The organism is Amorphoplanes friuliensis DSM 7358, assembly GCF_000494755.1.
In the GTDB taxonomy this organism is placed as follows: domain Bacteria; phylum Actinomycetota; class Actinomycetes; order Mycobacteriales; family Micromonosporaceae; genus Actinoplanes; species Actinoplanes friuliensis.
The window spans coordinates 1,574,612-1,595,514 of sequence record NC_022657.1 but is presented as its reverse complement, the minus strand read 5'-3'; the positions used below and the strand labels follow the sequence as shown (position 1 = coordinate 1,595,514).

General features: G+C 69.0%; 23 protein-coding genes, 1 tRNA gene and 1 pseudogene. 8 read left to right on the top strand and 17 right to left on the bottom strand.

Annotated elements, in window-relative coordinates; genetic code table 11:
* The 6 genes from AFR_RS07395 to ssb all read right to left on the bottom strand — a co-directional run bounded on the left by AFR_RS07395 (position 1) and on the right by ssb (position 6,973).
* Positions 1–1,350, bottom strand: coding sequence for a dipeptidase (locus AFR_RS07395; protein WP_023359281.1), 1,350 nt, complete (start codon positions 1,348–1,350; stop codon positions 1–3).
* Between the two features lie 61 nt (positions 1,351–1,411).
* A complete protein-coding gene (locus tag AFR_RS07390) occupies positions 1,412–2,482 on the bottom strand; it encodes a M48 family metallopeptidase (RefSeq protein WP_023359280.1) in 1,071 nt (356 codons plus the stop codon).
* Positions 2,483–2,522: 40 nt separating this feature from the next.
* Entirely contained in the window at positions 2,523–3,131 is a 609-nt protein-coding gene (locus AFR_RS07385; RefSeq protein ID WP_023359279.1) for a uridine kinase family protein, read from the bottom strand.
* On the bottom strand, positions 3,128–4,660 hold the full coding sequence (locus AFR_RS07380; protein ID WP_023359278.1) for a cobyric acid synthase: 1,533 nt from the start codon (positions 4,658–4,660) through the stop codon (positions 3,128–3,130). The genes AFR_RS07385 and AFR_RS07380 overlap by 4 nt, the downstream gene beginning before the upstream one ends.
* On the bottom strand, positions 4,657–5,604 hold the full coding sequence (locus tag AFR_RS07375; protein WP_041840677.1) for a cobalamin biosynthesis protein: 948 nt from the start codon (positions 5,602–5,604) through the stop codon (positions 4,657–4,659). Before AFR_RS07375 ends, AFR_RS07380 begins: the two co-directional genes overlap by 4 nt.
* A 646-nt stretch (positions 5,605–6,250) precedes the next feature.
* Positions 6,251–6,973: a single-stranded DNA-binding protein gene (ssb, locus tag AFR_RS07370; RefSeq protein ID WP_023359276.1), complete on the bottom strand. Its 723-nt coding sequence runs from the start codon at positions 6,971–6,973 to the stop codon at positions 6,251–6,253.
* Positions 6,974–7,143: 170 nt separating this feature from the next.
* On the opposite strand from ssb, the gene AFR_RS07365 reads away from it, so the two are divergent.
* Both AFR_RS07365 and AFR_RS07360 read left to right on the top strand, forming a co-directional pair.
* The gene (locus AFR_RS07365; protein ID WP_023359275.1) at positions 7,144–8,154 is read left to right on the top strand and encodes an alpha/beta hydrolase; all 1,011 of its coding nucleotides are present in this window, start codon (positions 7,144–7,146) and stop codon (positions 8,152–8,154) included.
* Positions 8,155–8,224: 70 nt separating this feature from the next.
* Positions 8,225–8,300 (top strand) — tRNA-Arg (locus tag AFR_RS07360).
* Between the two features lie 164 nt (positions 8,301–8,464).
* Here the strand turns inward: AFR_RS07360 and AFR_RS45905 are convergent.
* Positions 8,465–9,790 (bottom strand): PIN-like domain-containing protein, encoded by a 1,326-nt coding sequence (locus tag AFR_RS45905; protein WP_148307895.1) that lies wholly within the window; start codon positions 9,788–9,790, stop codon positions 8,465–8,467.
* A gap of 84 nt (positions 9,791–9,874) precedes the next feature.
* Positions 9,875–10,024: a hypothetical protein gene (locus tag AFR_RS46685; protein ID WP_158510516.1), complete on the bottom strand. Its 150-nt coding sequence runs from the start codon at positions 10,022–10,024 to the stop codon at positions 9,875–9,877.
* Between the two features lie 38 nt (positions 10,025–10,062).
* On the opposite strand from AFR_RS46685, the gene AFR_RS07355 reads away from it, so the two are divergent.
* From AFR_RS07355 to AFR_RS07340, 4 genes are all read left to right on the top strand, one after another.
* A complete protein-coding gene (locus tag AFR_RS07355; RefSeq protein ID WP_063749588.1) occupies positions 10,063–10,308 on the top strand; it encodes a hypothetical protein in 246 nt (81 codons plus the stop codon).
* Positions 10,309–10,325: 17 nt separating this feature from the next.
* Positions 10,326–10,754, top strand: a complete 429-nt coding sequence (locus tag AFR_RS07350) for a hypothetical protein (RefSeq protein WP_023359272.1) — start codon at positions 10,326–10,328, stop codon at positions 10,752–10,754.
* Positions 10,755–10,817: 63 nt separating this feature from the next.
* The gene (locus tag AFR_RS07345; protein WP_202963977.1) at positions 10,818–11,381 is read left to right on the top strand and encodes a carboxymuconolactone decarboxylase family protein; all 564 of its coding nucleotides are present in this window, start codon (positions 10,818–10,820) and stop codon (positions 11,379–11,381) included.
* A complete protein-coding gene (locus AFR_RS07340; protein WP_023359270.1) occupies positions 11,378–12,247 on the top strand; it encodes an RNA polymerase sigma-70 factor in 870 nt (289 codons plus the stop codon). The genes AFR_RS07345 and AFR_RS07340 overlap by 4 nt, the downstream gene beginning before the upstream one ends.
* Here the strand turns inward: AFR_RS07340 and AFR_RS07335 are convergent.
* From AFR_RS07335 to AFR_RS47395, 7 genes and pseudogenes are all read right to left on the bottom strand, one after another.
* Positions 12,237–12,998: pseudogene (locus tag AFR_RS07335) on the bottom strand (RNA polymerase sigma factor); the annotation flags it as partial. The gene AFR_RS07340 and the pseudogene AFR_RS07335 sit on opposite strands and share 11 nt — an antisense overlap.
* 99 nt (positions 12,999–13,097) lie before the next feature.
* Positions 13,098–13,433 (bottom strand): YciI family protein, encoded by a 336-nt coding sequence (locus tag AFR_RS07330; protein WP_023359268.1) that lies wholly within the window; start codon positions 13,431–13,433, stop codon positions 13,098–13,100.
* Positions 13,434–13,553: 120 nt separating this feature from the next.
* Positions 13,554–13,739 carry a hypothetical protein gene (locus tag AFR_RS07325; RefSeq protein ID WP_041841881.1) on the bottom strand — a complete coding sequence of 62 codons (186 nt, stop codon included), beginning with the start codon at positions 13,737–13,739 and terminating at the stop codon, positions 13,554–13,556.
* 55 nt (positions 13,740–13,794) lie between these two features.
* Complete coding sequence (locus AFR_RS07320; protein ID WP_023359266.1) at positions 13,795–14,973, bottom strand: ABC transporter permease; 1,179 nt, start codon at positions 14,971–14,973, stop codon at positions 13,795–13,797.
* Position 14,974: 1 nt separating this feature from the next.
* Positions 14,975–15,634 (bottom strand): ABC transporter ATP-binding protein, encoded by a 660-nt coding sequence (locus AFR_RS07315; protein ID WP_023359265.1) that lies wholly within the window; start codon positions 15,632–15,634, stop codon positions 14,975–14,977.
* Positions 15,631–16,671, bottom strand: coding sequence for an efflux RND transporter periplasmic adaptor subunit (locus AFR_RS44845; RefSeq protein ID WP_023359264.1), 1,041 nt, complete (start codon positions 16,669–16,671; stop codon positions 15,631–15,633). Before AFR_RS44845 ends, AFR_RS07315 begins: the two co-directional genes overlap by 4 nt.
* Positions 16,668–17,216, bottom strand: a complete 549-nt coding sequence (locus AFR_RS47395) for a hypothetical protein (RefSeq protein ID WP_023359263.1) — start codon at positions 17,214–17,216, stop codon at positions 16,668–16,670. Before AFR_RS47395 ends, AFR_RS44845 begins: the two co-directional genes overlap by 4 nt.
* A 124-nt stretch (positions 17,217–17,340) precedes the next feature.
* Here AFR_RS47395 and AFR_RS07300 point away from each other — a divergent pair, with 124 nt between their 5' ends.
* Both AFR_RS07300 and AFR_RS07295 read left to right on the top strand, forming a co-directional pair.
* Positions 17,341–17,997: a response regulator transcription factor gene (locus tag AFR_RS07300; protein WP_023359262.1), complete on the top strand. Its 657-nt coding sequence runs from the start codon at positions 17,341–17,343 to the stop codon at positions 17,995–17,997.
* On the top strand, positions 17,994–19,106 hold the full coding sequence (locus tag AFR_RS07295) for a sensor histidine kinase (RefSeq protein WP_023359261.1): 1,113 nt from the start codon (positions 17,994–17,996) through the stop codon (positions 19,104–19,106). The genes AFR_RS07300 and AFR_RS07295 overlap by 4 nt, the downstream gene beginning before the upstream one ends.
* On the opposite strand, the gene AFR_RS07290 is transcribed toward AFR_RS07295, so the two are convergent.
* Positions 19,091–19,786, bottom strand: coding sequence for a 2OG-Fe dioxygenase family protein (locus AFR_RS07290; protein ID WP_023359260.1), 696 nt, complete (start codon positions 19,784–19,786; stop codon positions 19,091–19,093). The two genes, AFR_RS07295 and AFR_RS07290, sit on opposite strands and share 16 nt — an antisense overlap.
* 53 nt (positions 19,787–19,839) lie before the next feature.
* Positions 19,840–20,871: a hypothetical protein gene (locus AFR_RS07285; RefSeq protein ID WP_041840676.1), complete on the bottom strand. Its 1,032-nt coding sequence runs from the start codon at positions 20,869–20,871 to the stop codon at positions 19,840–19,842.
* Positions 20,872–20,903 lie beyond the last annotated feature (32 nt).

Genomic DNA, 20,903 nt, shown 5'->3' with positions numbered 1-20,903 from the left:
TCACTGGCCCAGGGCGGCCACGTTGCGCAGGAGCAGCGCCTCGGCGAGGCAGACCCGCGCGAACTCACCGAGATGCAGGCTCTCGTTGGGGCCGTGCGCTGCGGCGTACGGGTCCTCGACGCCGGTCACCAGAATCGCCGCGTCGGGGAAGAGCTCCTGGAACGTGGCGATGAACGGGATCGAGCCGCCCACGCCCATGTCGACGGGTGCGACACCGTCCCACGCATCACGGAACGCGGACCGCGCCGCGTCGTACGCCGGACCGGTCGCGTCGATCACGCAGGGCGCCCCGCCGCTCTCCAGCGCCACCTCGACGTGCGCGCCCCACGGCACGAACTTCTCCAGGTGGGCGCGGATCGCGTCGTACGCCGAGTGCCAGTCGTCGCCGGGCGCGAGCCGCACGCTCAGCTTGGCCCTCGCCTTGGGCACCAGGGCGTTGGGCGCCGCGGCGGCCGTCGGGGCGTCGATGCCGAGCACCGAGACCGACGGCTTGGTCCAGATGCGGTCGGTGAGCCGGCCCTCGCCGATCAGCTTGACGCCGTCGAGGATCCCGGCCTCGTGGCGGAACCTGTCCTCCGGGTAGTCGACGGTGGCGCCGTCACGACCGGCCAGGCCGGCGATGGCAACGTCGCCGTTCTCGTCGTGCAGGGTGGCGATGAGCCGGGCGAGGGTGGTGAGCGCGTCGGGCACCGGGCCGCCGAACATGCCGCTGTGCACGGCGTTGCTCAGCGTGCTGACCTCGACGAAGCAGTTGACCAGGCCGCGCAGCGAGGTGGTCAGCGCCGGCACGCCGATGTCCCAGTTGCCCGAGTCGGCGATGACGATGACGTCGGAGCGCAGCGTCTCCTTGTAGGTCTGGAGCAGCTCGTCGAGGGACTCGGAGCCGTATTCCTCCTCGCCCTCGATGAAGAGCACGATGCCGACCGGCAGCTGGTCGCCGAACGCGCGCAGCGCCGCGACGTGAGCCATCACACCGGCTTTGTCGTCGGCCGCGCCACGGCCGTAGAGCCGGCCGTCGCGCTCGACCGGCTCGAACGGGTCGCTGGTCCACATCTCGGGGTCGCCGGCCGGCTGCACGTCGTGGTGCGCGTAGAGCAGGACGGTCGGCGCACCCGCCGGCGCCGCCTTGGTGCCGATGACGGCGGGCTGACCCGAACCGCGGACGATCTGCACCTCGAGGCCGCAGCCTCGCAGGAGCTCGGCCACGGCCTCCGCGGACCGCTCGACGTGCGAGTGGTCGAAGCCGTCGAACGCGATCCCCGGGATGCGGACCAGCCGCTCGAGGTCGGCACGGACACCGGGCAGCTCCCGCGCGATCGCGGCGCGCAGCTCGTCTTCTGTGAGGCTCATGAGGCGATCCTAAGCCGGACGGCCGGGGTCGCGGGGGCCCGCTTACGGGCCTGTGGACAACTCAGCTTGCCGGCGGCGGCGGGGGCTCCTCCTCGGGCCGGCGGCCCTTGCTCGCCCATCCCCGGGCACCACGCGCGGCGGATCCGGCCAGGTCGGCCGCACCGTCACCGAGCTTGCGGAGCAGCCCGACCAGCGGGTCCTGGGAGCTGTTGAAGGACTGCCTGTACGAGTCGGCGGCCGCCTTGACGTCGTCGGTGACCGAGGCGTTGCCGTCCGAGTCACGACGCGGGTATTCGCCCTCGAGGATCCGGCCGTAGTCGCCGGAGTCGATCCATTTGCGCAGCTCACTGGCCCGGGCGACCGGCACCGGGTGGGTGCTCCACGCGGTCATGCCGAGCTTGTGGATGCTGTCGCGCAGGTCACCGCCGCCCTCGTATTCGGCGGCCTGCTCGAGGAACGCGGTCGTGTCGATCTGGCTGAGGTCGCCGCCACCGGCCAGCTTCATCAGCAGGCGCAGCGACGCCGCGGGGTCCTGCCCGGCGAGCAGACCCGCGCGGTCGGCGGAGAGCTCGGCCTTGCGCCACCACTCGTACATCGCGGCGATGATGGCCCGGAGCGCGATGGCGCCGACGGGCAGCCAGCTGAGACTCGCGGCCCACTTGGTCAGGATCATCATGATCGTCTTGTAGACGGCGTGACCGCTGCGGACGTGCCCGATCTCGTGACCGAGCAGCGCGCGGAGCTCCTCGTCGTCGAGCTTCTCGACGGCGGCCGTCGTGATCACGATGAAGGGCTTGTCCATGCCGATCGCCTGACCGTTGATCATCGGCGACTGGCTCACGTAGAGCTCGGGCAGCTCGGCCACGTCGAGCGTGGCGGCGGCCTCGGTGAAGCGCTGGTAGACGCGCGGATACTGCCGGTGGTCGACGCGGATGGACCCGGCCAGGAACGACAGGCGGAAACCGCGCTCGTTCCACATGCCGAAGAACGCCTTCACGACGTCGTCGAAGCCGCGCAGCTCCCGCAGGGCCGTGAGCGCGCCGCGGTCGGCGGGGTGCTCCCAGGCGCGCGAGCTGATGCCGGTCAGCGTGATGCGGCGCCGTGCCGGCCGGTTGTCATCTTCGGTCGTCATCGTCCGTCCCCGTTCCGCCGCTCCCGCAGCTGATCATGGTTCAGTCCGCCGGCGCCGGCCAGAGCCGTTCGTACCAGTCGTCATCCCCCTCCGCCGCGCCGTCGACCAGGAGGTCGGCGTGTGCGGCGGTGGCGTCCGCGGCGAAGTGCTCGTTCTCGTTCACGCGCCAGCGCTCAAGGTACGCCCGAAACGCAACATCATGCCGCCCGTCACGCTCCAGAGCACGCCGCCAGCGCAGATCAGCGGGCGCAGTGACAAAAACCGAGAACGACAGCTCGTCCCGGATCTCCCGCCGCGCGGCGGTCACACCCTCCAGCAGTACGCATGCAGCAGGCTCAACGGTGACAGGAGTGCCCCCGAACGCCTGCCGATGCCACAGGTACCGCTGATAAGTGGCAGCCCGCCCGCGCCGCAACGGCTCCAGCACCTTCTCCTCGAGCCGCCCCCAGAAGCTGAACTGGTCCTCCCACCCGTCGAGCAGGTCGTCGGTGTGCACGACCGGAATGTTCGCGACCTTCGCCAGCCGCCCGGCGAACCAACTCTTGCCGGCGCCACTGGGCCCGTCGACCGCAACCAGCCGCACACCGCCCAGCCGTGGCTCGGTGGCGAGGATCCGCTGCGCCAGGGCGGCATAGGTCTCGGTGGTCATCCGGGGGCGCCCGGCGGGATGAACGGGAAGCCGCCCGGCGGCCCCTCCTCGATGAGGCGCCAGAGCGCGCCGGTGTCCAGGTGCTCCTCGACGAGGTCGCCGAGGACGTCGAGCGCGCGTTCGCGTACCTGGTCGAAGCGGGTGTTCGGTGCAACGACAAAGCCGGACCGGCCCGACTGCCGCGCCGCCTCGGTCAGGAACCGGCGGCGGAACTCGTCGGACTCGAAGGCGCCGTGCCAGTGCGTGCCGGAAACCGCCCCGGAAACCGCGCCCTCCGGCGTGCCGTCCGCGTACCTGAGCAGCGGTTCGGGGTCGCCGGCGGACACGTACCCGTGATGGATCTCGTAACCGTGGACCGGGACCTGACCGAAGGCCGCGCCCTGCGACCGAGCCAGGGTCTTGCGCGCCCCGAAGGTGATGTCGACCGGCAGCAGGCCGAGCCCGGGCACGGTCCCGCGGCGGCTCTCGACGTCGTCGTGGATCGTGCCGGCGAGCATCTGGAAGCCGCCGCAGATCCCGAGCAGCGGTTTCCCAGCAGCGGCGTGCACCTGGATCGAGTCGGCGAGGCCGGTCTCCCGCAGCCAGGCCAGATCGCTGACCGTGGCCTTGGAACCGGGCAGCACCACCAGATCGGCGTCGGCGATCTCGGCCGGCTCGATCGTCAGCCGCACCTGCACACCCGGTTCGGTGGCCAGCGCCTCGGCGTCGGTCGCGTTCGAGATGCGCGGCAGCCGGACGACGGCCACGCGCAACCACTCGGTGCCGCGCGGCGCGGCGGGTCGTCCGAGCATCCGCCCGTACGCGAGGGAGTCCTCGGCGTCCAGCCAGACCTCGAGATTGAACGGCAGCACACCGTGCACCGGCCGTGAGGTCGCAGCGGTGATCATGTCGAGTCCGGGCTGGAGAAGACCCAGGTCACCGCGGAACTTGTTGATGACAAACCCGCTGATCAGCGCCTGGTCCTCGGGGCTGAGCAACGCCACGGTCCCGAACAGCGCCGCGAACACCCCGCCCCGATCGATGTCCCCGACCACGATCGCCGGCAGCCCGGCGTGCCGCGCCAGACCCATGTTGACGAAGTCGCCGTCCCGCAGGTTGATCTCCGCGGGACTGCCGGCGCCCTCACAGATCACCGCGTCGTACTCGTTGCGCAGCTCAGCCAGCGTCGCGTGCGCAACCTCCGCGAGCCGTGGCCGCAAGGACCGGTAGTTGCCCGCGGTGACCGTGTCGACCGCCTCGCCGAGCAGCACGACCTGGCTCGAGAAGTCGCTCCCGGGCTTGAGCAGCACCGGATTGAACCGGATGTCCGGCGCGATCCCGCACGCGGCGGCCTGCATGGCCTGTGCCCGGCCGATCTCGCCGCCGCGCCCGTCGGCGCCGACCACCACCACCGAGTTGTTCGACATGTTCTGCGCCTTGAACGGCGCCACCTTGACCCCGCGGCGGTGCAGCCACCGGCAGATCCCGGCGGTGAGCACACTCTTCCCGGCGTCGGAGGTGGTCCCGGCGACCAGCAGCCCGCCGCTCATCGGCGCACCAGCCCGGATCGAACCAGCGCAACCCCCGCAGCGAGCACCGCGGCGCCGGCCCCCACCGCACCCGAGATCCGGGCCGCCCGCCGCAGATCGCCCGCCGCGGGCCGTGGCCCGTCACCCAGAAAAGGCCGTGTCTCGGTACGCCCGAAGTAGACGTTGCGCCCACCCAGGCGTACGCCCAGCGCACCGGCCATCGCGGACTCGCACTGCCCCGCATTGGGACTGGGGTGATCGTTGCGGTCTCGCCGCCACACCCGCAACGCCTCAGCCTGCTTTCCCCGAACGAGTGGCGCGGCGGCGATCGTCAGCAGCCCGGTCAGCCGCGCGGGCACCAGATTGAGCAGGTCGTCGAGCCGCGCCGCCGGCGTGCCGAACCGGGCGTAGCGAGGTGACCGGTGCCCCACCATCGCATCGAGCGTGTTGGCGGCCCGATAACCGAGCAGCCCCGGAAGCCCGAGCAGCCCACCCCAGATCAGCGGGGCGACCACAGCATCGGACGTGTTCTCGGCGACCGACTCGACGGTCGCGCGGGCCAGCTCGGGCTGGTCGAGGGTCGACGGATCCCGGCCGCAGAGATGGTTGAGCCGTCCCCGCGCGGCGGTGAGGTCCTCGCGTTCCAGGTGCCCGGCCATGACAGCGGACTCCCGCCGCAGAGTGCGACCGCCGAGCACCGTCCAGGTCGCCGCAGCGACCAGCGCGGCACGAACCACGGGCTGCCGCCGGGTCACCACGGCCGCCGCCAGCCCAGCCACCACCGGTACGCCGACCGCAACGGCCGTGAACGCGGCCCCGGCCCGGCGATTCGGCGCGTAGAGCCGGCGTTCCAGGGCGCCGGCCGCCTGCCCGAAACCCGCCACCGGATGAAACCGGCGCGGATCCCCCAGCACGGCATCCAGCGCATATCCCGCCAGCAGACCGGCAGCATCAGCTCTCTTCACCCAACCACCCTAATGAGCCGCCGCGTGCCGGCCGCCGCCCCCGGGATGGGGACGGCGGCCGGCGGTTGCCGCCTGGCCCGAGCCGGTGCAGGTCCGCCTTGCCGGGCGGATTGCCCCTTTCTCTCGGGGGATCGCCCCCGCGCCAAAGGGCCGGGCGGTCCACGGGGTGGCGGGTGGATGCCGACCACCGAACATCCACCCGCCGGGCCGACCGGTCCCGGCGCTCACCCCGAGGCGCGGAACCGATCGGTGCAGCAGCGGCGGCGGAAGGCGGGGAGCTTTCCGCCGCCGCCGTTCAGGGCCCGGCCGCCCCCGTACGGCGAACGGGGACGACCGGGCGGCCGGCGACGCATCGCGCGGCAGGGGGTGCGGCGGGTGGGTTGCCGACCACCGGACAACCCACCCGCCGGGCCGACGGGCCTCGAACGGCCCCCCCGCAGGGCCCGTCGGCGGTCCGGTCCTCGGCCACCCGCACCGGGACCGGTGCTCACCGCCGGACTCCCGTGCGGTGGCGGCCGCGGAGGTCGGCGCCGTGCATCGGGTGGTCGGCGGGCGGATGGAAGGGAGGACCGGTTCGACGCCGCCGCTCCGGCAGGCCCACGGGGGATTGTCGGCCCCCGGAGCGGCGGCAGCTCAGCCGAGAAGGTCAGGCGGGCACGGGCTGACGCCGGCTGCCCCGCCCGCGCCCGGTGGAGCGCCGGCCACCGCTCTCACCTGCGATCGCTTCGACGGAGATCTCCACCTCGGGCTCTTCCGACGGCTTGGGCTCGTCAGCGGGGCCCGGCTCGTCCGTCGACGGCATCACCATCTCGGTGTCGAACGGCTCGATCGACCCGCCCCGCAGTCCAGCGACCGCCGGGACGTCCTCGAACGTCGGCTCGTCGCCGTCGAGGATGCCGTCGCCGTACACGGTCGGGGCCTCGTCCTCGGAGACCGGCACCGACGACTCACCACGGACCTGGCCGTCCGCCTCGGGCGTCTCCACCGCGCTGGTCGCCCCGACGGCCTTGGTGCGGAAGAACCGGCCCCGCCCGCGAGCCAGGTCGTGACCGACCGACACCGCCTCCATCTCGTACGAGGTGCGCAGGTTGCCCTCGGCGTCGGTCCAGTCGCGGGTGCTCAGCCGCCCGGACACGATGACCGGGTCGCCGACCGTGATCGAGGACGCCACACCCTCGGCCAGGCGGCGCCAGCAGTTCACGCGTACACGGAATTGGTTGCCGTCGACCCAGCGGCCGGTCTCCCGGTCGAGGCGCCGGACGGTCGAAGCGACCCGGAAGTTCGCGACGAGCGCGTTGGTGTTGGCGGGGCGCCGCCACTCCGGCGCGGTGAGCACGTTTCCGACTACGACAACATTCGTTTCGAACACTGCTTCTCCTTCGACGTGGGGAATCTGGGGAGCAGAGTGCCGCGAAGGCGCCTGTGTCCGCTTCGGCGAACGGGCCCGGCCTGTGGACAACTCGAGGTTGTGGACAACCCGGCAAGATCAGCTGGATCTGCTATGGCGCGGAGATCCTTACGCGTGGGTAACCTAGCGGCGTGGAGACCGACGTCCTGGGCCTGCCGTACGAGAAACACACCATCGACCTGGGCACCGACGACGAGGGCCCGGTGATCGCCACCCTCGTCCGCCGCCGCGGGGACACCCCGTCGCGCCGCGCGGTGCTCTACGTCCACGGGTTCGTCGACTACTTCTTCCAGACCCACCTGGCCGACTTCTTCGTCGAACGCGGCTGGGACTTCTACGCCCTGGACCTGCGCAAGTACGGCCGCAGCCTCCTCCCGCACCAGACACCGAACTTCTGCCGCAGCCTCACCGATTACTACCCGGAGCTGGACGAGTCCGCCCGCATCATCCGCGAGCAGGACGGCCACGACCAGCTCCTCGTCGCCGGCCACTCCACCGGCGGCTTGATCACGTCGCTGTGGTCGCACTCCCGCAGCAACGAGGGCCTGGTCGACGGCCTGTTCCTGAACAGCCCGTTCTTCGACTTCAACGCCCCCTGGCTGCTTCGCAGACCTATCGCGAACATCGTCGGCCGGGCCAGCGGCCGCAAGCCCTACCGCGTGCTCCCCCTGTCAACCCTCGGCCTGTACGGGCAGAGTCTGCACAGTGATCACCGTGGCGAGTGGACGTACGACCTCGCCTGGAAGCCCGTGAACGGCTTTCCCGTGCGTACCGGATGGCTCGAAGCAATCAGACGCGGCCAGGCCCGCCTGCGCGCCGGCTTGACCATCGACGCACCTGTCATGGTCGCCTGCTCGACCCGGACCTTCCGCGGCCGCGGCTGGACCGAGGACGTCCGCCTGTCCGACGCGGTCCTCGACGTCGAACACATCGCCCGCTGGGCCCCCCGCCTGGGCAGCCGCGTGACGATCGCCCGCTTCGACGGCGGCCTCCACGACCTGACCCTGTCCGGCAAGGACGTCCGCGTCGAGGTCTTCCAGGAGCTCGGCCGCTGGGTCGACGCCTTCGTCCCCCCGAAAGGCACCCCCGAGATCGAGGTCCCACCGGCCCCCGAGGACAAAGCCGACGCCACGGCACCGTGACATCCCGCTCGACCGAGCGCCCTCCAAAACTCTAGTATGTGCTGGCCAGCACACCCCGCGTGCCGGCCAGGCGCTCGTAGCTCAGCGGATAGAGCAACGGACTTCTAATCCGTCGGTCGCAGGTTCGAATCCTGCCGGGCGCGCCAGTTACGAGTAGATCAAAAACCTCGAAGGCATGAACGCTGGGCAAGCCAGTGCCATCACCACATCGGCTCTGCAGGTGACCGAGGCACTGCCGGGAAGTTGCCTCTCCGCTCGGAGAAGCGCAGGTATGCGTTGTCCAGCGAGGCGACTGCTACACCTCTATAGATCATTGCTTTGCTTGATAAGCGAGCTGCCGGGAAATTGCAAATCGATGTTTGCGCTCCTCGTATTCTTCGTGTGTCAATCTTTCTTTTGCTCTGACCACTTCAAGCCGCGAAGCGATCGATCGGATTTGCTCACTGAATGAAATAATCTCGGTTTCACGCGAAATTATCTCATGCCTGAAATGTGCGATATCACTCCGCAAATTCGATAGACGCTCCCTCTCATCTGGATCCTCCGAGGCCGAGCTAATGAGTGAGTCTCGCTGATTCAGCAGGTAACCATATCGACGCTCGGATACCGAAAGCGAGTCTTGCACTTGGACTTTACGTCGCTCAAGATCCGTCAGCCGACCAACGGCGTCCGCCTCCTGAGCCCTAAGTTCTTTAATACGCCGAACGAGGCCTTCGAGCAGCCGCCTTTCGTCCGCCAATGACTCATTCTCCGCCTGACGGATAGTCTCGTCACTGATATTGGCTTTCAGGAAGCGCTGCGCGTAGGAAAGGAATAGGCGGGTTGGCAGCATGACAAGTTGAGCTCCTGCCACTTTCAAACACTCATGAGAAAGCTCTGGTCGTGCCATGATCGTCTGGCCCTTGAGCCGCAGGTACCAATCATCCTTCGTATCGCTCGTCACCAAGACCACGACTGGAGACTTTCGCTCTTGGGCTTCGCGAAGCGTTTGAGACCATACGAGGTAATCCCCGTGAGGCTCGTCTTTACCTGAGTCCTTGTATCCCGGCGGCACCTTTTCATCGACGCGACGGGCCGCCTCTTCCATGTCCAGCTTCCGCTGTTCCGCAGGGGGCTCCGAACCGACGCGGCCGTGAAGAATTTCTCGAAGCTTCTCAAGAATCGAATCCGGCGCAGCGGGCGCACCCACTCCATGACTGCGTTGAAGTTGCTCGAGGGCAGATTGCAGCTGCCGGAAGCTCGACTCCAAAAGCTGCAAGAGATCATCACGTTCGTCGTCGGGTAGCGCGACGCGATTCCCAAGTTCTCGAATCTTTTGATCCAGCTCAGGCGCGAAACTATCTTTGCGTTGCTGAAGCGAGCCGATCACATCCTTGTAGGCTGCATCGAAATCGGCGATAACTTTTAGTCTGTTCCGATGGAATTCCAGTCCAACTTGGTGAGGTATCCACAGCCGCCGACCGACCAACGATAAAGCATTCTGCAGCTCGGTACGCGACTTGGGCGCATAGCGGTACAGGCTCAGCAGCACGTTCGAGTCAAGAACGACCAGCCCTTCGAGAAGGCCTTTTCGAATCGTTTCTAGATCCGGCGGCACGTAATGCTCGAAACCATAGCTGAACGAGGATCTAGTCATGGCTCCACTCTCGACGTCAGGCGATGTCAGAATATGCAGCGATCACTGGCGCTGCAATGTCCTTGTCGGAGCAGCCCGAAGCCTTCACCAAGAGATCTTGCAGGTGTACAGCCACAATCTCCGCCAGCGGTAGTCGTAGCCGGCTGCCTTCTTGTCCTCGACGTACCGGTGGGCCGGCTCGTCCTCGAACAGCCAGATCAAGTCGTCGTAATCGGGCACCGGCGCCATGACCATGGAGTGAAGATTCCATCGCGGGCGGCATGCTGGTCGTCATGGACGACGACCGTGACCTCGAGTTCGAGGTTGGGGAGCTGCTCTACGATCTGTGCGTTCGGCTCGGGTTCTGCCTGCCGCCGGAGGCGAATCGCCGGCTGGTGGAGGCGCCGCCGGCCGGTGTGGATGCGTTCACTGATGCCGTTTTCGAGGCTGAGGGCATGGGCGACATGAGCTACACCGATCTTCGTCGCCAGGTCAGGGCCGTTGTCGACCAGCACATGAGCCGTTGGCCGAGACGCTGACGGCGAAGGGGTGAGGGATGGGATACACGCTCGAGGCCATCATCGGGCCGGCGGCCGATGTCCGTAGGGCTGTCGCAGGGCAGCCGGATGCGGTCATTGTGCCGCTGCATGAGGACCTTGTGCTCGTGCCGATGACGGAAAAGCTGTTTGCTGCCTTCGCCGGCCCGGAGGGCGGCAGGGCGGTCAAGTTCGAGACCCCAGGCACGGTCGCCTACGTCGAGGCCGAGTTCTTCGGTGGCATCGGGACGCAGCGCGCCGAGATCTGGACCGACGGCACGCTCACCTTCGGGCCGCTCGAGATGGACGAGGGTGAGACCGTCGAAGTCACCCCCATCTCGCAGGTGCTGGCCAAGCTGGGCGTCAAGCGGAAGGACCGCAGAGACGAGTTCGACGTGGTCGAGCTCGACCGGCACCGGGGTACCGAGGGTTGGTTGTCACAAGTCTGAGATCGCTGGTGTCTTCATGCCGTACGCAGCGCATGAGGAGGAGACATGAGCAGAGACACTCGGGTGCCGCAGGCTGAGATCACCGGGGTTTACGGGGGCCTGCTGAAGAAGTTCAGCAAGAAGATGTTCGGGATCGTGCCTGACGGGCTCGGGGTTCTCTGGAACAACAAGCCGGTGCTCAAGGTCGGCCTCGCCAACGGTCGTAAGGCTTCGAAGTGGAACGCCTGTGACAAGGATCTGAAGTCCTACGCGCACATGGCGACGTCTTCGTTGATCGGGTGCTCGTTCTGCCTGGACTACGGGTACTTCATGGCGCACAACGAGGGGCTCGACGAGGCGAAGGCGCGGGAGGTGCCGCGGTGGCGGGTGTCGGACGTTTTCACTTCGCTGGAGCGGGAGGTTCTCGAATATGCGGAGGCCATGTCGCAGACTCCGCCGACCGTGACCGATGAGCTTTCGGCGAGTCTGCTCAGGCAGCTCGGTGCGCCGGCGCTGGTGGAGCTCACGGCTTGGGTCGCGTTTGCGAATCAGGCGGCGAGGATGAATGTCGCGCTCGGGATCGAGTCGCAGGAGTTTGCGACGTCGTGCGGGTTGCCGCCGTTGAAGACCGTAGCGTCGCACGCATGACCGACGATCCTTTCGTCACCCATCGCAGTCTGCTTTTCACCGTTGCCTACGAGATGCTCGGGTCGGCCGCCGACGCCGAGGATGTTGTGCAGGAGACGTGGCTGCGGTGGGCGGACGTGGCACGGGCCGAGGTGAGGGAGCCGCGGGCGTACCTGGTCAGGATCGTGACCCGGCAGGCGCTGAACCGGCTCCGGACCGTGTCGCGGCAGCGGGAGGACTATGTCGGTGAGTGGCTTCCCGAACCGCTTCTGACCAGCCCCGATGTGGCCGAGGACGTGGAGCTCGCCGAGAGTGTCTCGGTGGCGATGCTGACCGTGCTGGAGACGCTGGGGCCGACCGAGCGGGCGGTTTTTGTCCTGCGGGAAGTGTTCGAGACGCCGTACGACGAGATTGCGGAGGCGGTCGGGAAGTCGCCGGCCGCCGTGCGGCAGATCGGGCATCGGGCGCGGGAGCACGTTGCGGCCCGGCGGCCGCGGGTGCGGGTCAGTCCGGCCGAGCAGGCCGCCGTCGTGGAGCGGTTCTTGGCCGCGGTGCGCGGCGGTGACGTGCAGGGTTTGCTGGATGTGCTCGCGCCCGATGTTGTTCTGGTCGCTGACGGCGGGGGTGTGGTCGGGGCGGCACGCAAGCCGATCGTGGGTGCCGACAAGGTGGCGCCGTTGCTGGGCAAGCTGGCACAGCTGGACTTCGATTTCGACGTGCTGCCGACGTGGCTGAACGGCGCTCCGGCCGGGCGTCTGGATCTCGACGGCGCGTTGGACACGGCGGTGAGTGTGGTGATCGAGGACGGGCGGATCAGCCGGATCTTCGCGGTCCGGAACCCGCACAAGCTAGGCCGGCTGGGCGAGGAGGCCGAGATCAGCCGGTGAGGCGGCCGGCCAGGAAATCCCGCTCGGCCTCGTTCGTGGTCAGGCTCAGGGCTTCCCTGTACGCGGTAGCAGCCTCAGCGGTCCGCCCCAGGCTCTGAAGGAGGTCCGCCTTGATCGCCGGGAGGTACTGGTACCCGGCCAGGCGGCCGTCGTGTTCGAGCGCCTCGACCTCCTTCAGGGCCTGCTCGGCGCCGGAGACGCGGGCTACTGCGACCGTACGGTTGAGGGCCACGACCGGTGACGGCCACACCGCTAGGAGCGCGTCGTACAGGGTCACGATCTGAGGCCAGTCGGTCTCGTCGTAACTCGGCGCTTGGGCGTACAGGGAAGCGATCGCAGCCTGGAGGACGTAACGGCCGGGACGGCCGCCGCGGAGCCCGTCCACGATGAGGGTGTGGGCTTCGGTGATCATGGCCTGGTCCCAGCGGGAGCGGTCCTGGTCCTCGAGGCGCAGGAGCCGGCCGGCGGCGTCCACGCGGGTGCTGCGGCGGGCGTCGGTGACGAGCAGGAGGGCGAGGAGTCCCCACACCTCGCGCTCGTCGGGCATGAGCTCGCGCAGCATCCGGGCCAGCAGCAGCGCCTGATCGGCGAGGTCGGTGCGCATCAGCGACGCGCCCGACAGCGCCGTGTGTCCCGCGGAGAACAACAGATGGATCACCCCGAGGACCCCCCGCAGGCGGTCCGGGAGCTCTTCCGGACCGGGCATCCGGTACGGGATCCGCGCCGCGACGATTTTCTTCTTGGCCCGTGTCCTCGGCCAGGTCGAGATCGCGTGTGACGCGGGCGGTCGCCGCCACCACCAGCCCCCAGCTCTGCCGGTGTGCGTCGGCGACCGCCTCCCGAACGTCCGTCACGCGGAGGTCTGCGGGCGCACAAAACCTCCGGCGATCGGGCGGATCTCGACACCGCCGCCCTGCTGTGTGGCCGGGTTGCGCCGGGCGATGTCCAGGGCGGCGTCGAAGTCCGGCGCCTCGATGACGTAGAAGCCGGCGACGACCTCCTTGGCGTCGATGAACGGGCCGTCGGTCACCACGTCGCCACGGATGGACGTGGACGTCTCGATCGGTTCCAGCGCGTACGCCAGGGTCATGGTGCCGGCGGTGATCAGCTCCTGGGCGTAGCGGTCGTGGGCGTCGGTGCTGTGCTCCGGGCCGCCGCCGTAGATGAAGATCGCGTACTGGGCCATGGGTTGGCTCCCTTCTCTCACCCGTATGTCGAACGGCCCGGCTGAATTCGACAGCCCGGGTCAGGCCGATCGGTCAAGTTCGGCGACAACCCGCGGGACCCGTGCCGGACATGCCGGTGATCAGGATTCGCCGTCCGACCTGATGATCGTCCACTGGCCGACCTCCTGGTACTTCGAGTCGTAGATCGCTGACCCCGAGCCTTCCACCAACTCCATCTGCTTGAAGGCCCCGGCCCAGTAGCGCAGGGCGCGGCCCAGTTCCGCGGCGGCGTTCTCGTCGAGTTCCATCTCCAGCACAAATTTCATGCCGGGGAGTATCACGAAAAACGCAAGACCCGTGCCCAACGCCGTTATCAAACCGTTATGAAGTGAGTGCTTCCGTCGGGGCCAGCCGGGCCGCCCGCACGGCCGGGTAGAGGCCGGCGATCGCGCCGATCACCACGGTCGCCACGACGCCGCCCAGCAGCGCCCACAGCGGTACCACCGTCGGCCAGCTTCGCGTCGACGCGTAGAAAGCCGTGACCACGGAACCGATCACCACTCCCCCGAGCCCGCCGACCAGCGAGAGCAGCAGCGACTCGGCGACGAACTGCACGCGGATCTGACCCCTCGTGGCGCCCAGCGAGCGCCGCAGCCCGATCTCCGCCCGTCGTTCGAGCACCGAGATGACCATCGTGTTGGCCACGCCGATACCGCCGACCAGCAACGCCACCGCGCCCAGGCCCAGCAGCAGCTGGGTGAACGTCCGGTCCGTGGCCTGCCGGGCCTGCAACGCGTCCGACGGCCGGGAGACCTCGACCTCGTCCGGGTTCGACGGGTTCGCCGTCGCGGCCAGCACCTCCCGCACCGCGGTGACCTGGGCATCCGACGATCGTGTGTAGACGGTTGTCGGGTGACCGTCGAAGTCGAGGTACTCCTCCGCCGCGGGCCAGCCCATCAGGACGGCCGAGTCCAGCTCCGGCGCCAGCAGCACCGCGTCGAGCACCCCGACCACGGTGAACCAGCGCCCGCTCACATAGACCGACGGCACCGGGCCGAGCCTCCGCGCCGCCGTTGCGCCCAGCACCACAGCCGGATAACGCTCGGTCGCCGCGTTCAGCCAGGCACCCGAGGCCATCGACGCGCCCACGGTCGGCAGCAGGTCCAGCTGGGCCGCTCCGACCGAGACGCCGCCGGTCTGCGCCGGTGGGATGCGGTCCGTGCGGTAGACCGCGGCGTCGGTGACCACACCGGTCGCGGCCACCGCGGAGACCGGGCCGATCCGGGAGATCATCGCAACCGACTCGTCCGGCAGGGTGGCACTCTCGCCGAACATCGTGTTGCCCGGCCCGACGGTCAGCAGGTTGGTCCCGAGCGCGGCGAGCTGCTGGTCGAGGTCGGCCCGGCTGGACGAGGAGATGCCGACCACCGCGGTCATCGCCGCGATGCCGATCGCGATCCCCAGCGCCGAGAGCACAGCGCGCAACGGCCGGGCCCGCAGGCCGGACAAGCTCACCCGGACCAGGTCCGCAAGGCCCAGCCGGGCCGGTGACAGCGCCATCTCAGATCACCCGCCCGTCGCGCATCGTGATCTGCCGGGGCAGGTCGGCGGCCAGGTCCCGATCATGGGTGATGACCAGGACCGTCGTTCCGGCCGCGTGCAGCTCGCGCAGCAGGTCGACGACGCCCGCCCCCGCGACCGAGTCGAGGTTGCCGGTCGGCTCGTCCGCGAGCAGCAGCGCCGGGTCGCCCGCCACCGCCCGCGCGATCGCCACCCGCTGACGTTCACCACCCGACAGCTGGTGCGGCCGGTGCCCGAGCCGGCCGCCCAGACCGACCCGGTGCAACGCGGCCTCCGCGCGGCGCTCCCGCTCCTTTCCCGGTACGCCCGCGTACAGCAATCCGTCGGCCACGTTCGCAACCGCGGTGCGTCCCGGGGCCAGATGGAACTGCTGGAACACAAAGCCGATCCGCCGCGCCCGCAACGCCGACAGCTGCCGGTCCGACAGGCGCGCCACGTCGTGCCCGTCGATGCGTACCGTGCCCGCCGACGGCCGGTCGAGCGTGCCGATCAGGTGGAGCATCGTCGACTTGCCCGACCCGGACGGGCCGACCACAGCGGCCAGTTCGCCGTAGCCGACGGCGAGGTCCACGTGGTCGAGTGCGGTCACGCCACCGGGATAGGACTTCGTGGCGCCGGAGAGTTCGATGACGTCACTCATTCCGGCATCCCCACGGAGGTGCCGGCCGCGATGCCGTCACCGGACACCTCGACACGGCCGTCGGCGAACAGCCCTGTCTCCACCGCGACATACCGGGTGCTGCCGCCCTCGACGACCTGCAGTCCGTAGCCGCCCTCGGCCAGGGCGAGCAGTGCCGCGACCGGGACCGTCAGCACGTTCTCGCGCTTGGCCGCGGTAAAGGCGACGCTGACAGCGGCCTTGTCCAGCCCGGCCGGCGACTTGGCAAAACTGATGGTGACCGTCAGGCTCGTCGACGCTTTCTGCTGTCCCTCCGCCGGTGTCACGACCGTCTCGACGCTCTTGATCAAACCGCGGACCTCCTTGCCGTCCGGCAGGGTGACCTCGACCGGTGCACCCCTGCGGGCCAGGCGCGCGTCCGAGATGTCGAGCGTGACGGTGGCGACCCGGCCGGTGGCCGTGGTCTCGAGCAGGGCCGTGCCGGGCTGCGCCACGTCGCCGGGCGCGGCCGATCGCGAGTCCACCCGCACGGCGCCCGGCGCATAGACGGTCCGCGCCGGGTCGATCCTCCCGGTCTCCCCCAGACCAAGATCGTCCTGCCATTCCCGTACGGCCGCAGCGGTCGCCGACGAGTAGGTCCGGTCGACCGTGAACCCGCGGTAGCCCAGTGCCCACAGGTTCTTCTCGAACTGCTTCACGTCCCTGCCCGTGACACCCGGCGACAGAGTGCGGTACGCGGGCAACGACCCGTAGAGCAGCACCACGGGGTCGTCGTCAACGCGGTACAGGGGCTTGCCCCGCACCACCGTGGAGTCCGCGGCGGCAAGCCACGTGACCACGCCCGGCAGCCGGCTCGTGTGAGTTGTCGTGTCGCCGTACCCGAGCTCGCCGTCGGAGGCCTGGGTGTCGGTGAGCGTTCCTTTCTCGACGGTCGCGACCACCGGTGGGGTGGACGCCTCCGCCTCGCTCGGGGTGTCGGGGAGCGTGCCCACGACGGCGGCCGCGGCACCCGCGGTCAGCACGACCGCGGCGGCGGCGATGACCGTGCGCCTGCTCACTCGCCCTCTCCCTGCTTCTCCGGGCCGCCGCCGGGCGCGAACTTCGAGCAGGCCTGCTCCGCCTTGTCGAAGGACGGATCGCCCGGCCCCGCACCGACCTTGGAGCCGTCGACGTGGATGCTGCCGTCCGGCCGCGGGTCCGGGAAGTTCTTGATGCCGTTGTCGCGCATGCACTGCGCCAGCTGCCGGGCCCGTTCCAGCCGCTCCGGATCCGCGGGGCCGTCCTGACCACCGTCGGGCGCCCACTCCTTGCAGGCCACCATCGCCGCGTCGACCTTCGCCTTGTCCGTACCCTGGGGGATCTTGATCTGCAGGCCGCCGCCGGGCTTCGGATCGGGGAACCACGTCAAACCCTGCTCCCGCATGCACTGCGAGAACTTCAGTGGCGCATCCTCGTCGCGTTCCTTGCTGGTGGTGGCGTTGCTCGACGCCGTGGGTGTTCCGCCCACCGAAGCCACCCCGCCGTCGTCGCCGGTAGGGCCCCCGCACCCCGCCGCCGACGCCGTGAGCAGCAAACCGAGTGCGAGCACTTTCCAGGTCCGCATCGTCTTCTTCCTCACCGGCGGCCGGGCGGCCGCCACGGGAAGCAGTGAAGTCCGCGGCGGGTTTCCCGGCCGTCACGGCAAACGGTGACGCCCACGTGACACGACCGTGGGTCACCATGGACCCATGCGCATCCTGGTGGCCGAGGACGAGCCGCTGCTGGCCGACGCCGTGGCGCAGGGCCTGCGGCACGACGCGCACGCGGTGGACGTGGTCTACGACGGTGGCGCCGCGCTGGAACGCGCCGGTGTCAACGACTACGACGTGCTGATCCTCGACCGCGATCTGCCCGTCGTGCACGGCGACGAGGTGTGCCGCCGGCTCGCCGGGCGCGACGCCACGATGCGGATCCTGATGCTGACCGCGGCCGCCGAGATCGACGACCGGGTCGAGGGCCTGGCGCTCGGCGCGGACGACTACCTGCCCAAACCGTTCGCGTTCCGGGAGCTCTCCGCCCGTGTCGCCGCGCTCGGCCGCCGGTCCCGCCCGGCCGTGCCGCCGGTGCTGCGCCGCGCGGGCATCAGCCTCGACCCGCACCGGCGTGAGGTCTTCCGCGACGGCCGGTACGTGCCGCTGTCCCGTAAGGAGTTCGCGGTGCTGGCCGAGTTGCTGCGCGCCGACGGCACCGCGGTGTCCGCCGAACAGCTGCTCGAGAAGGCGTGGGACGAGAACGCCGATCCGTTCACTCACGCCGTACGGATGACGATTTTGAAGTTGCGCCGCAAGCTCGGCAACCCGCCGGTGCTGCTCACCGAGCCCGGAGTGGGGTATCGGATCGGATGAAACTGACCGTGCGCGGCCGTCTGACGCTGGTCTACGGCGGCCTGTTCCTCGCCTTCGGTGTGGTGATGCTCGGTGTCACCTACGTGCTCGTCTCGCAGCGGGTGCCGACAAAAACCGTCATGAGCTCGGTGTCCGCGCCCGGACCGGCCCGGCCCGAGCCTGAAATGATCTTCAAGCGGATCGCCGAGGACACCCGCGACGACGCCCTGGGCGCGCTGCTCACCCAGGGCGGGATCGCGCTGCTCGTGGTCGGTGCGATCGCGATCGCGCTGGGCTGGCTCGTGGCCGGACGGATGCTGCAGCCGTTGCACCAGATCACCGCCACCGCGCGACGGATCGCCGAGTCGCCGGCCGCCGACCGCGGCCTGCACGAGCGGATCGCCCTGACCGGCCCGGACGACGAGATCAAGCAACTGGCGGACACGTTCGACCTCATGCTGACCCGGCTGGACCGCTCGTTCGACGGGCAGCGGCGATTCATCGCGAACGCCTCTCACGAGCTGCGCACCCCGCTGACCCTCAACCGGACGCTGTTGGAGGTCGCGCTGCAGCAGGAGTCAGCCTCACCCGAGGTGCGCCAGCTCGGCACGACCCTGCTCGCCATCAACGACCGGCACGGGCGGCTCATCGACGGGCTGCTGATGCTGGCCCGCTCGGAACGGGAGCTCACCGAGCACTCCTACGTGGACCTGGCCGACATCGCGTCGCACGTGAGCTCGGACGACGTCCGTACCGAGCTGGGTGAGGCCGCCACGGTCGGTGATCCCGTCCTGCTCGAACGCCTCGTGCAGAACCTCGTCGACAACGCGGTCCGCCACAACGTGCCCGAGGGCGGGTGGGTGCGCGTGGTCACGTACGAGAAGGAGGGTCTCGCGACGCTGGAGGTCAGCAACACCGGCCAGCTCGTGCCGCGCTACGAGATCGAGGCGCTCTTCGAACCGTTCCGCCGGCTCGGCACGGACCGGATCGCCGGGCCGGGAGTCGGACTCGGTCTGTCGATCGTGCGGGCGGTCGCACGGGCGCACGGCGGTGAGGTGCACGCCGTGCCGCGGGAGGAGGGCGGCCTCGTCGTGACGGTCACCCTCCCCGCCGCTCAGGCCTGGTTGTAGCTCACCAGCAGCATGTCGCGGTGAGCCGGTTCGGCACTCGCCGGCGAGATCGGCGAGGTGTAGTGCAGCAGCGCCCGGTCGTCCAGATAGAGCGAGTCGAGCGGCGTCTGCAGCACACCCTTCATCAGGTGCGTGCCGTCCTCGGTCTGCACCTCGGTCTCGCCACCGACGACGTTCTCCCGCTTCATCAGGTGCATGGAGACGTAGGCGAATCCGTCCCGGTGCACACCCTCCGGTACGGGCTCACCCACGACATCCTGCGAGCCGACGATGCGTACCAGGTGGATGTTGACGTCCCACCCATCGGCGCTGCCGGGAAGCTGGGCGATGTTGTAGCTCAGCAGCCCCAGCAGGAACGGGTTGTCACCGGCCTCGCGTCCGACCGGCGCAAAAACACGTTCGGCACCACCGAAGAGCTTGTTGTCCTTCTTCGACTGGAAATAAGGCCCGTCCGGCTGCCGGACCAGCTCCCCACCGGTGAACTTGTAGCGGGCGTGCCGCCGGAACCGGTACCGGTTCGGCTCGGCCAGGTACGGGTCGATCGGAAGATCGTTCCAAGCCGCGGTGAGCTGGGCGAACTGCGCCCGGTCAGCCGCGTCGAGGATGAAGTCACCGCCGCGCAGGAGGCAGTATCCGCGCTGATCGAGCTCGGCGGTCAGGGGCAGCGGTACGGAGATCACTTTATGTCCTACTCCTCCACAGCGAATCTTCTATGGTACGGCGACCGCCGAGGTCAGGCCGCGTCCGCCTCGTCCGGCGTGGCGCTCTTGACCCGCCAGGAGATGTCAAAACCCTGGTGCGGGAGGATCGCGTGGTTCATGGTCCAGATCGCCTGCGTCCGGTCGCTGTGGTCCTGCTTGCTGAACGCACGCCACGGCGCCGACTGGAACGCCTTGACCTCGAGCTCCTCGTCATGCTCGATGTCCAGCTCGACGTTCTCGGTCGCCTGCAGCACCCGCCAGAAATTCACGTCGTTGGCCCGCTGAATCTTCGTCCGCCGCACCATGATCATGATCTCGTCACCGGGATCCACCCGCGGTGTCGGAATGTGATATTCCAGGGCGCTGCCCAGCCGCTCGGCGTACTCGGCCAGCAACGTCTCGTCGAGCGTCTTGTCATCGATCGAGCCCACACCGTCGAGCCGCAGCCGGTCCCGGAGACGGTTCGGCTGCAGGCGCACCTCGGTCAGGCGGCCGTGCCCCGGGAACCTGTCCTCGTAGTTGAAGTCCGACATGCAGTGCAGGTCGAGCACCCGCGACTCCGGCGACGTGTTGCACAACCGGTACCGCTCGAAGATCTTGATGCTCACGAAGTCGGGATCCGCGGCCAGCCGATGAATCTTCAAACTCAGCCGGTAGTCCCGGTTGACCACCGGCACGTCGATGATCTGCCGCTGGATCGACAGGAACACCGGCTCGGTGATCTTCTCGGCGAGCATGGCCCGGACGCTACCGCGCTCCAGGACGCTCTCCAGCATCTTCTCGGAAATCTCCCGCTGCTCCTGCGACAGCCGCCGCACGAACCGCTCCATGTCCTTACGCGACGACCGCTCCCACGTCGCCAGCACAATCCCGGCCAGCAGCACGGTGGTGGTGACATCCGACCAGATGCGGTCCAGCACGGGCAGGGAGGTCTGCAGCTTGATGGTCTCCCGCAGCGTGTAGAGCAGCAGGTAGGAGACGATCGAGACGCTCAGCAGCAGGCCCGGCACCACCCACTGATTCCTGCCGTTGCGCTTACCGTGCCCCGGCCCGTCAGCAGCCACCCCACGCCCCCGTCAGTGATCCCCCATCCACA

What these genes read in the sequence shown, in the direction of transcription:
- AFR_RS07395 (WP_023359281.1), bottom strand. Translation starts at nt 1,350, where the DNA reads ATGAGCCTCACAGAAGACGAGCTGCGCGCCGCGATCGCGCGGGAGCTG.
- AFR_RS07390 (WP_023359280.1), bottom strand. Translation starts at nt 2,482, where the DNA reads ATGACGACCGAAGATGACAACCGGCCGGCACGGCGCCGCATCACGCTG.
- AFR_RS07385 (WP_023359279.1), bottom strand. Translation starts at nt 3,131, where the DNA reads ATGACCACCGAGACCTATGCCGCCCTGGCGCAGCGGATCCTCGCCACC.
- AFR_RS07380 (WP_023359278.1), bottom strand. Translation starts at nt 4,660, where the DNA reads ATGAGCGGCGGGCTGCTGGTCGCCGGGACCACCTCCGACGCCGGGAAG.
- AFR_RS45905 (WP_148307895.1), bottom strand. Translation starts at nt 9,790, where the DNA reads ATGACTAGATCCTCGTTCAGCTATGGTTTCGAGCATTACGTGCCGCCG.
- AFR_RS46685 (WP_158510516.1), bottom strand. Translation starts at nt 10,024, where the DNA reads ATGGTCATGGCGCCGGTGCCCGATTACGACGACTTGATCTGGCTGTTC.
- AFR_RS07355 (WP_063749588.1), top strand. Translation starts at nt 10,063, where the DNA reads ATGGACGACGACCGTGACCTCGAGTTCGAGGTTGGGGAGCTGCTCTAC.
- AFR_RS07350 (WP_023359272.1), top strand. Translation starts at nt 10,326, where the DNA reads ATGGGATACACGCTCGAGGCCATCATCGGGCCGGCGGCCGATGTCCGT.
- AFR_RS07340 (WP_023359270.1), top strand. Translation starts at nt 11,378, where the DNA reads ATGACCGACGATCCTTTCGTCACCCATCGCAGTCTGCTTTTCACCGTT.
- AFR_RS07330 (WP_023359268.1), bottom strand. Translation starts at nt 13,433, where the DNA reads ATGGCCCAGTACGCGATCTTCATCTACGGCGGCGGCCCGGAGCACAGC.
- AFR_RS07325 (WP_041841881.1), bottom strand. Translation starts at nt 13,739, where the DNA reads ATGAAATTTGTGCTGGAGATGGAACTCGACGAGAACGCCGCCGCGGAA.
- AFR_RS07320 (WP_023359266.1), bottom strand. Translation starts at nt 14,973, where the DNA reads ATGGCGCTGTCACCGGCCCGGCTGGGCCTTGCGGACCTGGTCCGGGTG.
- AFR_RS07315 (WP_023359265.1), bottom strand. Translation starts at nt 15,634, where the DNA reads ATGAGTGACGTCATCGAACTCTCCGGCGCCACGAAGTCCTATCCCGGT.
- AFR_RS47395 (WP_023359263.1), bottom strand. Translation starts at nt 17,216, where the DNA reads ATGCGGACCTGGAAAGTGCTCGCACTCGGTTTGCTGCTCACGGCGTCG.
- AFR_RS07300 (WP_023359262.1), top strand. Translation starts at nt 17,341, where the DNA reads ATGCGCATCCTGGTGGCCGAGGACGAGCCGCTGCTGGCCGACGCCGTG.
- AFR_RS07295 (WP_023359261.1), top strand. Translation starts at nt 17,994, where the DNA reads ATGAAACTGACCGTGCGCGGCCGTCTGACGCTGGTCTACGGCGGCCTG.